This window comes from Carnobacterium sp. ISL-102, from assembly GCF_018612935.1.
GTDB classification, from domain to species: domain Bacteria; phylum Bacillota; class Bacilli; order Lactobacillales; family Carnobacteriaceae; genus Carnobacterium_B; species Carnobacterium_B alterfunditum.
Genome location: NZ_JAGGRF010000003.1, coordinates 289,976 through 304,160 on the forward strand (window position 1 = coordinate 289,976; position 14,185 = coordinate 304,160).

Annotated in this window: 13 protein-coding genes; 1 reads left to right on the forward strand and 12 read right to left on the reverse strand. The window is 36.3% G+C overall.

The window, feature by feature from the left end:
* Positions 1–56: 56 nt before the first annotated feature.
* The 4 genes from plsX to J7E16_RS03000 all read right to left on the reverse strand — a co-directional run bounded on the left by plsX (position 57) and on the right by J7E16_RS03000 (position 5,494).
* The gene (gene plsX, locus J7E16_RS02985; RefSeq protein WP_214888498.1) at positions 57–1,076 is read right to left on the reverse strand and encodes a phosphate acyltransferase PlsX; all 1,020 of its coding nucleotides are present in this window, start codon (positions 1,074–1,076) and stop codon (positions 57–59) included.
* Positions 1,077–1,155: 79 nt separating this feature from the next.
* Positions 1,156–3,204, reverse strand: coding sequence for an ATP-dependent DNA helicase RecG (recG, locus tag J7E16_RS02990; RefSeq protein WP_214888499.1), 2,049 nt, complete (start codon positions 3,202–3,204; stop codon positions 1,156–1,158).
* A 185-nt stretch (positions 3,205–3,389) separates the two neighbouring features.
* Positions 3,390–5,063 carry a DAK2 domain-containing protein gene (locus J7E16_RS02995; RefSeq protein WP_214888501.1) on the reverse strand — a complete coding sequence of 558 codons (1,674 nt, stop codon included), beginning with the start codon at positions 5,061–5,063 and terminating at the stop codon, positions 3,390–3,392.
* Positions 5,064–5,131: 68 nt separating this feature from the next.
* Complete coding sequence (locus tag J7E16_RS03000; RefSeq protein ID WP_214888504.1) at positions 5,132–5,494, reverse strand: Asp23/Gls24 family envelope stress response protein; 363 nt, start codon at positions 5,492–5,494, stop codon at positions 5,132–5,134.
* Between the two features lie 258 nt (positions 5,495–5,752).
* Between J7E16_RS03000 and rpmB the strand changes: the two genes are divergently transcribed.
* The gene (rpmB, locus tag J7E16_RS03005) at positions 5,753–5,941 is read left to right on the forward strand and encodes a 50S ribosomal protein L28 (RefSeq protein ID WP_034548479.1); all 189 of its coding nucleotides are present in this window, start codon (positions 5,753–5,755) and stop codon (positions 5,939–5,941) included.
* A gap of 81 nt (positions 5,942–6,022) precedes the next feature.
* On the opposite strand, the gene J7E16_RS03010 is transcribed toward rpmB, so the two are convergent.
* From J7E16_RS03010 to def, 8 genes are all read right to left on the reverse strand, one after another.
* A complete protein-coding gene (locus J7E16_RS03010; RefSeq protein ID WP_214888507.1) occupies positions 6,023–6,688 on the reverse strand; it encodes a thiamine diphosphokinase in 666 nt (221 codons plus the stop codon).
* 1 nt (position 6,689) lies between these two features.
* The gene (gene rpe, locus J7E16_RS03015; RefSeq protein WP_214888509.1) at positions 6,690–7,340 is read right to left on the reverse strand and encodes a ribulose-phosphate 3-epimerase; all 651 of its coding nucleotides are present in this window, start codon (positions 7,338–7,340) and stop codon (positions 6,690–6,692) included.
* Between the two features lie 10 nt (positions 7,341–7,350).
* Positions 7,351–8,259, reverse strand: a complete 909-nt coding sequence (gene rsgA / locus J7E16_RS03020; protein ID WP_214888859.1) for a ribosome small subunit-dependent GTPase A — start codon at positions 8,257–8,259, stop codon at positions 7,351–7,353.
* A 137-nt stretch (positions 8,260–8,396) separates the two neighbouring features.
* On the reverse strand, positions 8,397–10,403 hold the full coding sequence (pknB, locus tag J7E16_RS03025) for a Stk1 family PASTA domain-containing Ser/Thr kinase (protein WP_214888511.1): 2,007 nt from the start codon (positions 10,401–10,403) through the stop codon (positions 8,397–8,399).
* Positions 10,369–11,151, reverse strand: a complete 783-nt coding sequence (locus tag J7E16_RS03030; RefSeq protein ID WP_214888513.1) for a Stp1/IreP family PP2C-type Ser/Thr phosphatase — start codon at positions 11,149–11,151, stop codon at positions 10,369–10,371. Before J7E16_RS03030 ends, pknB begins: the two co-directional genes overlap by 35 nt.
* A gap of 183 nt (positions 11,152–11,334) precedes the next feature.
* Entirely contained in the window at positions 11,335–12,711 is a 1,377-nt protein-coding gene (gene rsmB, locus J7E16_RS03035) for a 16S rRNA (cytosine(967)-C(5))-methyltransferase RsmB (protein ID WP_214888515.1), read from the reverse strand.
* The gene (gene fmt / locus J7E16_RS03040; RefSeq protein ID WP_214888517.1) at positions 12,701–13,654 is read right to left on the reverse strand and encodes a methionyl-tRNA formyltransferase; all 954 of its coding nucleotides are present in this window, start codon (positions 13,652–13,654) and stop codon (positions 12,701–12,703) included. The genes rsmB and fmt overlap by 11 nt, the downstream gene beginning before the upstream one ends.
* The gene (def, locus tag J7E16_RS03045; protein ID WP_034548471.1) at positions 13,651–14,145 is read right to left on the reverse strand and encodes a peptide deformylase; all 495 of its coding nucleotides are present in this window, start codon (positions 14,143–14,145) and stop codon (positions 13,651–13,653) included. Before def ends, fmt begins: the two co-directional genes overlap by 4 nt.
* Positions 14,146–14,185: the final 40 nt, after the last annotated feature.

Genomic DNA, 14,185 nt, shown 5'->3' on the forward strand with positions numbered 1-14,185 from the left:
CAAAACTAATTTACATCACACTATTTATTTTAACGATAATTATAACTATTGTCCAACTATTTTTTAAGTATAGCTGACGCTTCTTTTTCTTCAAAATGATGAACTAAGTCATCAATAACATGAGAATCTAACATTTCATGAATTTGTCTGATCGTATAATAGACAGCTTCTTTCTCAGTTGATCCATGCGTTTTGATAACTGGTGCTTTAACTCCAAATAGTACTGCTCCACCATGTTTAGAATAATCTAAAACATCTTTCATACTAGAAAAACTATCTTTCAATAATAATCCACCTAATTTAGCTTTTACACCATTTTCATACACAGCATTTTTAATTAGTTTCATCATAGATAGCGCAGTACCTTCAATTGTTTTTAATACTGCATTTCCAGTATAACCATCGGTAACCACTACATCTGCTATACCACTCAACAACTCACGTGCTTCTACGTTTCCAACAAAATTAATATCTGTATTATTTGCTAAGAGTTGATAAGCCCTCTTAGTTACATCGTTCCCTTTATTTTCTTCGGTCCCATTATTTAGTAAACCAACCTTCGGATTTTTTACTCCTCTAACAAATTGAGCATAATAGCTGCCTAATGTTGCGTATTGGTTAATATTTTCTGGTTTAGTATCTGCATTTGCACCGACATCCATTAAATTGAAAGTTTCATTTTCATTCCCAATGACAGGTAGTGTCACTAATAAACCAGGTCGGTCGATTCCTTTGATCCGTCCAATGATCAATAGCCCAGCTGTCAACAATGCCCCGGTATTTCCCGCTGAAAATAACGCATCAGCTTTTTTGTCTTTAACAGCTTGAGCTGCTAGTACCATTGAGGCATTCTTTTTACGGCGGACAGCGCGAACGGGGTCATCTTCACTCATAATTTTTTCATCTGTATGAACAATGGTAATATTTGTTTCATCTGTTAAGTATTCCCTGATAGCTTCTTCTTTTCCATAAAGAATAAATTCAATATCCTGATATTCTTTAACTGCCATCATGATACCTTCTACAATTGCTTGTGGAGCGTTATCTCCACCCATAGCATCTACTGCAATTTTCAAATCATTTGCCTCCTAGTGAATTTCTAACATTACTAAACTTTACATGCTAACAAATTTTACCACTAATTGCGGGTAAATCTCAATTAAAATCTAAACCTTCTAATTCATTGAACCCAATAGCTTCTCTAAGGGCTTGATAAAGTTCGTTTAACAGAAAATCTTTTTGATTGATCAAGTTATTTGCTTCTTGTCTGGCTGCTTCTAGAGCTCCAAAATCATCTACAATATTCCCTATTTTAAAATTGGGCAGTCCCGATTGTTTATTACCAAACAAGTCTCCAGGTCCTCTCAACTCTAAATCTTTTTCACTAAGTAAAAAACCATCAGTTGTTTCGGTCATTATTTTCATGCGTTCCATTCCGTTTTCTGTTTTAGGGTTCGCGACAAGAACACAATAAGATTCTTTATCTCCGCGACCAACTCGGCCTCTTAACTGATGCAATTGAGACAGGCCAAAGCGGTCAGCATCATAAATAATCATAGTCGTCGCATTCGGCACATTCACTCCTACTTCAATAACAGTTGTAGAAACAAGAACTTGCAAGCTTTTTTCTTTGAAATTTTCCATGACACTTTCTTTATCTCTTGATTTCATTTTTCCATGCAACAAACCTACTTGAAAGCGGCCACCGTAATAAGCTGTTAACTTTTCATAAATATCCGTGGCATTTTTAACATCCATACTTTCTGATTCTTCAATTAATGGACAAATAACATACGCTTGCGATCCTTTTCTTAATTGAAATTCAATGAATTCTAATGTTCTTTCAAAATTCTGAGGTTTGATCCATGACGTTTGAATCGGAATTCTTCCAGCAGGCATTTCATCGATAATAGAAACATCCATTTCGCCATAAGCCGTAATTGCTAAGGTCCGTGGGATAGGAGTAGCTGTCATAAATAAAACATCCGCATCTTTTCCTTTATCTCTCAATAATTTCCGTTGATTCACACCAAAACGATGCTGTTCATCCGTGATGACTAAACCTAATCGAGAAAAAGATACACCTTCTTGAATCAATGCATGCGTGCCTATAAGAACGTCCAATTCACCATTAGCTAATTGTTCTAAAATCAAACGTCGGTCTTTTGTTTTTGTTGAACCCGTCAACAAAGCAATTCGGACCTCAAGAGGATCAAACAATTCGGACAGACTTTCCATATGCTGTTCGGCAAGGATTTCAGTTGGCACCATTAAAGCCGACTGGACACCCACATTTGTAGCAGCATATAATGCGATTGCAGCAACAATCGTTTTTCCACTCCCAACATCTCCTTGCAGCAATCGATGCATATGGATTGGCTGCCTTAAATCGCTGCAGATTTCATTTACGACTCGCTTTTGTGCTTTCGTTAATTCAAAAGGCAAAGTTTCAATAAATTTCCTCAAGTCAGTCACATTGTACTTGAGCGAGTTTCCTTTGCCCATCGCTTTTTGTTTTTTTCGAACGATCTGCATACGCATTTGGTACAATAAAAACTCTTCAAAAATCACTTCTCTTCTAGCTTGTTTCTTTTGTTCTTCTGAAGCTGGGAAATGCATCGCATAAATAGCGTCATGATGAGAAATCAATCTATATTTGCTTCTTAATTCTGGCGGCACGACCTCTGGGATATAATCTTCGTAGTATTTGAAGGCTTCTGTGATCAATTTCAAAATCGTGCTTTGTTTAATAGCCTTATTTGCACTATAAACTGATTCAAAATCGCCATTCTCAGAATCTGAGCGACTTCCTAAAATTTTTATGCCGGTCAGAATTTTTCTTTTTGCATCCCATTTGCCAAATACAGCTATTTCTTCTCCGGTAACGATTTTACTTTTTAAATAGGGCTGATTAAAAAAAGTAACCGATATCACAGCGTGGTCAATAATGAGACGAAATGATAGGCGGTTTTTCTTCGGACCAAAGCGGCTGACCACTGCTTCTGAAACAACATTTCCTTTCAACGTGACTTTTTCTTGATCCCCTATCTCTAATAGATCTTTTTCTTGAATATCCTCATAACGAGTCGGATAATGAGACAACAAATCAAAAATGGTGTGGATACCCAATTGGTGCAAAGCCTCTAACCGTTTTTCTCCAACGTAAGGGAGGGTAGAAACAGAATCATAAATTGTTTTAGTCATATATTTTTCAACAGATTCAAAGCTGTAGATCCTACTCTTTGGTCTGTCTCTTTCCTCCCTTAATGTACCGGTTACTCAAAACAGCAATAGCAGTGAGCTGTTGAATATAGTGATTCCCTTTTTGATTGACCAAAAAAGGCAAAAATAGGAATGGAATAAAATCCCGATCTATTTTTGCCTTTTAATTATTCTACCGACAAGATATACGGATAGACTGGTTGTTGACCATCATGAATTTCTACTTCTACTTCTTCAAATAGTTTTTCAATTTCGGCAGCAATTTCAGCAGCTTCATTTTCATCCCCATCTTCTCCAAGTAAAATTGTCACAATTTCACTATCTTCTGATATCATTTGTTTCAAGGTTTCAATCGTAACATCTTTACGGTTTGATTGAGATACTTTAATATCCCCTTCAATGATACCCATAAAATCATCTTTTTTGATCGTCATTCCATTAATTTCTGTGTCTCTTACTGCATTCGTAACTTGACCACTTATAACATTCGCTAATTCACTCATCATCTCAGCCTTATTTGCATCTAAGTCATTCAACTCATTGAAAGCTAACATTGCTGTCATACCTTGTGAAACTGTTTTACTAGGAATAACAGCCACTGGCAATTCGCTGACTTCAGCTGCTTGATCTGCCGCCATAAAGATATTTTTATTGTTTGGCAAAATAATAATTTTTTCAGCATTTACTTCTTCGATTGCTTTAAGAATATCCTCTGTACTTGGATTCATTGTTTGTCCACCACTGATGACATAGTCAACGCCTAAACTTTTAAACAAGTCTTGAACGCCTTTTCCCGCTGCAACAGCAATAATACCGTAAGGGGTTTTAGCTTTTTTTTCAACGAGCTGGTGCGACTCACTTTCGAGAATCGTTTCATGCTGAACACGCATGTTATCAACTTTTATTTTAAGTAATGAACCAAATTTTTGACCATAATTCATAACTTCTCCTGGATGTTCTGTATGGACATGAACCTTAACGATATCATCATCAGCAACAACTAGTAAGGAATCACCGATTTCGTTTAAATGGTTACGGAATGTATCGTAGTCAAATTCACTATCAACTGTTTCTCCTTTGCCAATTTCAACCATGATTTCTGTACAATAACCATATTTGATATCTTCAGTATGAATGTGGTCTGAAACACTTTTATGGTGTTCCGCATTAACTAGTTCTGACATTTCTTGTGGAGAAGGCTGATTGATATCTTCTTCTATAACTTTTCCAGACAACACTTCTAAGAATCCTTCATAAATAAATAACAATCCTTGTCCGCCGCTGTCTACAACTCCAACTTCTTTAAGTATAGGCAATAAATCAGGTGTTTTAGCCAGTGATTTTTTAGCTCCACGTACGACTGCTTCCATTACAACAACAACATCGTCTGTCTCTTTTGCTTTTTTTTCACCAGCTTTAGCAGATTCGCGAGCTACAGTTAAAATAGTTCCTTCAACAGGCTTCATGACTGCTTTATATGCCGTTTCAACACCTCTAGTAAAAGCTTCAGAAAAGTCTTTAGAAGACAACGTTTCTTTATTTTCGATAGCTTTGCCGAATCCTCTAAATAATTGAGATAAAATAACTCCAGAATTCCCACGAGCTCCCATTAGTAAACCCTTAGATAAGGCTGCTGACAGATCTCCGATGCTTTCAGAAGCTGTGTTAGAAACGGCCTTAGCTCCACTAGCCAATGATAAATTCATATTGGTTCCTGTATCACCGTCTGGAACTGGAAAAACATTTAATGAGTTCACATATTCCGCATTTTTTTCTAAACGAGTAGCTCCTGTTGCTATCATTAAGCGAAACTGTTTACCTTCTAATTTTGTAACTTTCACTACATATATCCTCCTTAGTTACTTTTCAATAAAGTAATAGTAACTATTTCTTCTTTGATAAGTCCTTATTAGTCATTTAATACGCGAACACCTTGAACATAAACATTTACAGTATTAGCGGTGACACCTAGCATTGTTTCCAAATTGTATTTTACAATTTCTTGTACATTACGACTAACTTCAGAAATTTTTATTCCATAACTTACAATAATATAAATATCAACCGCTACACCAGTCTCTTCTTGACGAACGATAACGCCACGTGAATAGTTTTCTTTTTTTAGTATATCATTTAAATTATCCCTTATTTGACTTTTACTTGCCATACCAACGATTCCAAAAATTTCAGTTGCAGCGCCCCCAACAACAGTCGCAATGACTTCGTTTGAGATATCGATTGTTCCAAATTGTGTTTTGATTTTAACTGCCATGTTAAAAATCCTCCTCTTGGCTAGCAAGCCATAAATTACTACTCTATATTTTATCATAGCAGACTAAATAAGAAAAGAAAAACAAAGTTTCTCTATCCTTCTCCTCATCTAAACTAACACTAGGCAAACAATAAAAGGCTGTCAAGTAAATTTCCTTGAAAGAAGTTCTTGCAAAGGCAACTAAATTATGATAAATTATTGAAGTATGAGTATTGATTGAAGCTTTGCTTCGATATATCGGCAAAGGAGGAAAGACTAATGGCTAAAGAATGTGCAATTACAGGACGTAAAGCAAGAAGCGGAAATAACCGCTCTCACGCTATGAACAAATCAAAACGTACTTGGGGTGCTAACTTGCAAAAAGTTCGTATCATGATTGACGGTTCACCTCAAAAAGTTTGGGTATCAACTCGAGCACTTAAATCTGGTAAAATTGCACGCGTATAATTTTACTTAAAAAAAACCTTTCCCATCGTTATGGAAAAGGTTTTTTTTATTTGTTTACTTTTACATTCATCTAAATTACTTTTATTCTTTTGACTCGTCATCTTTACTTTGAATGACTGCTATTATTCCCGATTTAAAGGAGAAAGTCACTTTATCTGCAATAAATTCATTGCTTGCCAAAGAAACTGGGTAAGCAAAATCCACGTTTTCTAATCGATACTTTGCATCTTTTATTGACAATTGTTCTACTGCAGATAAACAAACAAATGCAAGATACTCTTTATCTTGTTCTTTTGTTATTGTATGTGTACCGGGTAAGAAGTAGGAGATGGTATTTTGAACATCTACCAAACAGATTTTAGCTGCTTGCTGGAAGATCTTCGGTTGGAACACCATATAGATATTATTTAATAAATGATCTATTCTCCCCCCAGTGCCTCCGTAAATAAAAACCTTAGTTGGTTTAAATTCGTCAAAAGCAACTCGGACAGCCAACTCTGTATCCGTCTCATCTTTTTCGGCTTGATAAACCCGGACATCAGCAACTTTATTCTTGATTTTTTTTAATTCCTCTTTCGTAACAGAATCAAAATCACCTAAAGCTATCTTAGGAACAATTCCTTGTTCCAACAAACGCAATGTTCCTCTATCAACACCTATCCAAATGAGTTCTTTTGAATTAACATCTTTTAGTACTGGTATGCGTTCATAAGGTCCACCAACCATGATTGCAAGTTGCTGTTCCATCCTAGCTTACAGCATCCATCAATAAAGCCATTTGACTTTTAGGATCTTCCGCATTATAAATGTAAGAACCTGCTACAAAAACAGATGCTCCCGCTTCTTTGCATTGTTTAGCAGTCTGTTCAGCTATTCCCCCATCAACTTGAATTTCATAAGTATAACCTTCTCTTTCTTTCAACTCTTTTGCTGTTTTTATTTTTTTAAGTGTTTCAGGAATAAAACTTTGTCCACCATAACCTGGGTTGACTGTCATAACTAAAACTAAATCGACTAGTCCTAATACATGGATCAGTGATTCGATCGGCGTGCCCGGATTAACGGCGATCCCCGCTTTAACACCTTGATCTTTTATTAATTGAATAACGCGATGAATATGAGGTGTACTCTCAGCATGCACTGTAATAATATCTGCGCCAGCTTTAGCAAAATTTTTAACATGATTTTCTGGGTATTCTACCATCAAATGACAATCTAAAGGTAATTTTGTTACTGGACGGATAGCAGCTACCGTATCGGCTCCAAACGTAATATTAGGTACAAAATGTCCATCCATCACATCAACATGGATATAATCTGCTCCTCCCTCTTCCAATAAACGAATATCTCTTGCTAAATTTGCAAAGTCTGCGCTCAAAATAGATGGTGCTAGTTTCATTTTTTCGTCCTCATTTCTTGTCTTTATTATTATACCTTGGTTTACGACTTTCAATTTCATTCAAAAATTGCAAGTAATGTTGATACCGGTACTCTGGTATCTTTTTTAATTCGACATCTTTTTTCACTTGACATCCCGGTTCCTTTTTATGCATACACCCTCTGAATCGGCATTCATCTTGCACCTCAACAAAATCAGGGAAACAAGCCGAGAGTTCTTCAGCTTCAAGTTCTAAAAAATCGATTGAACTAAAACCTGGTGTATCAGCCACTAGTCCATCGTATAAAGGCAATAATTCAACGTGTCTTGTTGTGTGTTTCCCTCTTCCAAGCGCGCTTGAAATTTCAGCAGTCTTTAATAGTAAATCAGGTGCAATGCTGTTCAACAATGTTGACTTGCCAGCTCCAGATTGCCCCATAAAGACAGTTAGTTTCCCAGGAAAATAAGAAACTAATTCTTCTAATGCTTTTTTATTATCTTCTTTTTCAGGTACAATAATGGGATAGCCAATTTTTTCATAAGCTTGCTGTTTTTCTTTAATTTGTTGGAGCGTTTCACTCGATAATAAATCAATTTTACTAACATAGATAACGGCTTGGATCCCTTTGCTTTCTAAAGTGACCAAAAAGCGGTCTAATAAATTAGTCGAAAAATTCGGTTCAATAGCTGACATTACTACTACACCTATATCAACATTCGCTACCGGCGGCCGGACTAATTCATTTTTTCTAGGCAATAGTTCTTTTACGACACCTTCTTTTAAATTCCCACTTTCAAATAAAACATAGTCACCAACTAAAGGCGTCAAATCTCTTTTCCGAAAGTTCCCTCTACCTCTGGTCTGATAGGTTTCGCCTTTATAATAAACATAATAAAAGCCACTCAATGCTTTTCTAATTTGACCTTCCGGCAATAAAATCCCTCCTAATACGTGTTCTCAGTTCTACTCTACTGAATGAATCTCAAGAAAGCAAGATTTTAATCACATAAGCCATATTTCTTACATACAAAAAAACGATCAAAGAACTTGAAATCAGTTCTTTGATCGTTTAATTTTTATTCAGCTGTAACTTTAGTATTTTCTTCTATAATTTCTCCATCACGTTCAATACGATAAGTTCCAGTATCGCCTTCTTGAAGAACAAACGGAATCACCGTTTCGAAATCTTCTGTGATTGTAAATTTTTGAAATTCATCTTCTAAGGTGTGTTCGTTATCTTCAATATAAATGACAACGTCATTTGGTATAGGAGTCGATTCTTGTGAGCCGCTTTCTGCTTTTTTTCCAGACTCAGACTCTGCTTTTTCTGATTCATTCGTTTTTGGTTCAGCATAAGGGATAGTTACCGTTTTTGAAAATGTTTGTTCCGGTTTTTCTCCCAATGAGATCACGACTGAAATAGAAGCACCACTAGACAACAATTCTCCTGTGGGTGGATCCTGTGAGATGACTTGACCTTCTGAAACTTCGCCAGAATAATCTTTATTTATAGTGACTGTCAGCCCTTTCTCATTCGCATAATCTTGCACGCCTTTTTCAGAATATCCTGTCAAATCTTTCATCTCAAATTTTGCTTCACCGGTACTAACTGTTAACGTCACTGTTGTTTCACTAGGAACAACTTCTTCGTCTTCGTCTATACTTTGTTCAATGATCGAACCCTCTGAGAAAGTATTACTACTTTCATCTATCCGTTTAGTAATAAATCCTTGCTCTATAAGTTCTGCTCGAACTTCTTCATAAGGTTCACCTGTATAATCTTTAAATGAAACAGTCTCTTTCCCAGAACTGATGTACAAATTGACATCCGTTTCTTCTTTAACACTTGAATCCACTTCTGGATCAGTTCTCGTAACCAAGCCTTCCTTAACGTCTTCGCTTGTCTCTATAATAGTTGTATTAACGTACAAATCGACCGCTAAAAGGGCGTTTTCAGCTTCTTCTTTTGACATTCCTGCAACATCTGGTACTAAAACATCTTTAGGAGCCGTAAGGGCAAACGCAACCATGCTTCCTGTAATAATAAGCAAAAGCAATAATAATGTAAGCCAAAATATTTTCCGCTTTTTTTTCTTTGGCTTTGTATCTTTATTTGTTTCATTATTTTGTTTTTTATTTTTAGGATCAGGTGCTTTTTCTTCGGCATCGACAATTGCAATAGGTGCTACAGGAATAATTGGTTGCAATATTTTTGTCTTCTCCATCAGGCTAGCTGGAATAAATTTTGATTCCTTGATTCTTTGTGGCGATAAAGAGGTCTCCAAATCAGAAGCCATTTCTTGTACTGAACGATACCTGTCAATCGTTTCTTTTGCAGTTGCTTTAAGTACAACGTTTTCTAAAGACTGCGGAATACGATGATCAAAATCTTTTACCGATGGCAGCGACTCTTGAAAATGCTTTAAAGCAATCGATACTGCAGACTCTCCTTCAAAAGGAACATTACCAGTTAACAATTCATATAAAATAATACCTAATGAATAGATATCTGATTGGTTAGTTGCCATTCCTCCTCTTGCTTGTTCTGGAGAAAGGTAATGGACCGATCCCAATAAAGAATTTGTTTGAGTAATAGACGTTTGAGATAACGCTACTGCTATTCCAAAATCGGTTATCTTGACTACTCCTGACTCATCTATTAAAACATTTTGAGGCTTTAAATCTCTATGAATAATGCGATTTTTATGAGCTTCTTCAACAGCTGCAAGAATTTGTCTCATAATATCAAGAACTTTTTGGTAGGGTATAGGGAAATTGCTATGGATATAATGCTTTAGATCCATTCCTTTAATGTACTCCATGACAATATATTGGTTATTTTCTTCTTCTCCAACATCATACACACTCACAATATTAGGATGAATCAATTCTGTAGCGGCCAAAGCTTCCCGTTTGAATCGTCGAATCGTATTTTGATCATCTCTAAAGTCAAAACGCAACACCTTAACTGCAACGTCTCTTTCTAAGATAAGATCTCTTGCAAGGTAAACATTTGCCATGCCGCCAGAACCGACTGATCTAATTATTTTATAACGGCCATTCAGTTTCTTCCCCTTTTCCATGATTGTTATCCCCCCCTTCTGTTTTTGTATGTACCAATATGATGGTTATATTATCGTATCCTCCACATTCATTAGCCATCGCTATCAACGTTTCAACTTTTTCTTGCGCTGATTTTTGAGCACTTAAAATATTTTTTATATCTTGATCCTTGACCATATTTGTTAAGCCATCTGAACAAAGCAACATTTGATCGTTAGGTAATGCTGGTAGAATAGTTACATCGATATCGATTTCTTCTGTCACACCCAATGAGCGGGTCAATACGTTTTTTCTAGGATGATTTTCAGCAGCTTCTAAAGAAATCTCGCCGCTTTTCACTAGTTCATTTACTAGAGAGTGGTCTTCAGTTACTTGATTTAAGCGCCCCGCAGTATAGTGGTACCCTCTGCTATCACCAATATTCGCAATAACGAATTCGTTGTTGACCAGTGCTGCAGCTACAAGTGTGGTTCCCATTCCTTCTAAATCAGAAAATTGACGTGATTTCTCCAAGATACGTTTGTTTTCAAGACTAATACGTGTCAACATCCATTGTGTGATTTGCTCAGCATCCTGAAGATCTGATTCTTCCCATGAATGCCCTAAATGAGAAACAGCCATTTCGCTAGCAACATCCCCACCTCGATGCCCGCCCATTCCATCACAAAGAATAGCTAGAATAATATTTTTTTTATTTATAAAGTAACCTACAAAATCTTGATTATTTTTTCTCTTCTTGCCTGTATCACTGCGAAATACAACTTCCATTGTTCTACCTCATACCCTTCAATAATTTATTTCGAGTTAAATTTCATTATTAATGCTCTGTATCATTTCACTAAGGCTTGCTTATTCAAGCCTTAGTGAAATGATACAGAAATATAAGTACTTAAAAAAAATCAAACGGGAAAAGGAAACTTCCCGTTATACTTGTACCTGCTCTTGAGTAAGTTATTTCTGTATTTTTCTTAAGCAACTAATAAAAAAGCCATCTGTTCCAAAATCATGTGGATAAATTTGAAGAGATCCATCTTTCAAACATTCAGATAGCGGTTCTTCAACCATTATAGGAGCTTGTTCAAAGTCTAAATGTGAAGCTAGGAATTTCTCGACTGTTTCTTTATTTTCCTCATTTGTTATTGTACACGTACTATAAACTAAAAGTCCACCTACTTTTAATTTTGGAGCTACTTGTTCCAAAATACCAAGTTGTACTCTTTGTAAGTTTAATAAATCTTTTTCCTTCTTAGTATATTTGATATCTGGTTTGCGTCTCATTAACCCTAAACCAGAACAAGGAGCATCTACTAATATACGATCAAACTGTTCATCCGTAAACACTTGATCTACATTTCTGGCATCCAATTTCATTGCTGTTACAACATCTTCTACATGCATTCTTTTAGCATTTTCAGTAATCAAAGCTACTTTATGTTCATGCAGATCGAGTGCAGTCACTTTTCCACCCTCTTCAGCAGATAAGTAAGAAGCAATATGAGTTGTTTTCCCACCTGGAGCAGCACACGCATCTAAAATTTGGTGATGCGGCTCTAATTGTAAAATAGGCGCAACTAGTTGAGAAGATTCATCTTGAATCGTTAACTGCCCAGATTGAAATAAAGGTGATGAGGCAAAATGTCCGCCATCACTGATTATACCAACTGTAGAAATGGTACTTTTGCGAACATCAAAGCCTTCTTCTTCCATGGCTTTCAGTGCTTCTGCAACCGTTAAGAATTTTTCATTCACTCGTGCACTTGCATGACTCGGACGAAGTAAAGACTCTCCCATTTTTTTAGTTTCTTCCAACCCAATATCTGCAGTGAACCTTTCGACTAACCACCTTGGCATGCTTAACTCGATACTCAACCGTTCGATAGGATCTTCAATCATTTCAGTGCTGGGGAAGCCTTTACGATCAGCGTTTCTCAATACACCATTAATAAACTTACTGATACCAATATGGCCTTTTTTCTTAGCTACTTCAACAGCTTCAAACAAAATTGCATGAACCGGTATTTTATCTAAATAAATCATTTGATAGATGGACAATCTTAATAGATTCCGGACCCATGCATCAATTTTTTTATCTTCATTTAAAAAAGGAGCTAAATAAAAATCCAACGTTAACTTCCGTTGCAATACGCCATATACCAATTCGGTTAACAAGCGTGCATCTGCCGCACTTAAATTATTTTTTTGGATTGCTTCATTGATCAGTAAATTTGAATACGAACCCATCTTATCTGTTCGTTCTAAGATTGACATGGCTAAATAACGGCTCGTCTTTTTAACATTTCTTTTTTGCAGATTTTCATTATTTTCCATTTGACCCTACCTTTTCTCCAACTTTTAGTTGGCTTCCCACTCCAGTTAAAAAAGCCATGATAGTCATTTTACTTCTTCCAGCTGGTTGAACTTCATTTATTTTTACAACTGTCTGATTCCCGCAAGCTAAATAGAGTGCTTCTTTTTCAATCCGTATAATAGTTCCGGGAGAAGCAGTTGTTTTTTCTTCAATAGGCGTCACATCCCATAACTTCAGCCTTTTCCCCTCTGCTACAGTATAGGCTACTGGCCAAGGACGCATGCCGCGAACTTGATAATCAACTTCAGCTGCTGTTTTGGTCCAATCTACCTCTTCTTCTTCGCGTTTAATGTTAGGTGAAAAAGTAACTTCTGCTTCGTTTTGTTTTACTGGCGTAATATCTTCTGCTAATAGTTTCGGTAAAGTTTCCATCAATAAGTCTTTACCTAATGCACTTAAACGATCAAATAACGTTCCGACATCATCATCTCTAGAAATTTCTAATGATTTCTGTGCGATTATATCTCCTGCATCCATTTTTTTCTCCATGTACATAATAGAGACCCCAGTTTCTTTTTCTCCCTTCATCAGAGCATAGTGGACTGGTGCTCCACCACGGTACTTGGGCAACAAAGAAGCATGCACATTGATAGCTCCGTATTTAGGAACAGATAATAATTTTTGCGGTAAAAATTGACCAAATGCAGCTGTGACGATCAAGTCAGGTTCTAGTGCGATGAGTGCATCCATTTCAGATGAACCTGAGATCTTTTCTGGTTGAAATATAGGTAAACCATACTCAAGAGCAGCAGCTTTAACTGGTGAGGCCTGCAATACTTTTTTTCTGCCCACTGGTCTATCTGGTTGAGTAACAACAGCTACCACTTGATACTCGGAATCAATCAATGCTTCAAGTATTGGAACTGAAAAAGCAGGAGTTCCCATAAATATGATTTTTATCATTCTAAATTCGCCTCCATATAAGTTTCTAAATCTTCTGGTTTGATTTTTTGAATAATTTTATCAGTAAACAACTTGCCATCTAAGTGTTCCAACTCATGCTGAAAAGCACGTGAGAGGTAGTCATCTGCTTCTACTTCATATTCGTCCCCATTACGATCATAGTATCTTAAAACAATTGTATCTGCTCTTTTTATTGTTCCATATATTTCTGGAAAGCTCAAGCAGCCTTCTACATCGATTGTCTCTCCTGTTGAGTGTATGATACGTGGATTGATCATTTCAAACAATCCCGATTCTTCATCAATTTCTACTATCGCTAGTCTAAGATTGCTGTTTACTTGCGGGGCTGCAATCCCAATTCCATCACTGGCAACCATTGTTTCATACATATCCTCTAATAATTGAATAATTTCATCTGTAATTCCATCTACTTCTTTTGTAGGAGTAGTAAGCATTGGATCAGGGTATTTTAGAATTGATAATACAGACATGATTCGCCTTCTTTCTTTTCGTTTCTTCAGCTAATAGCGT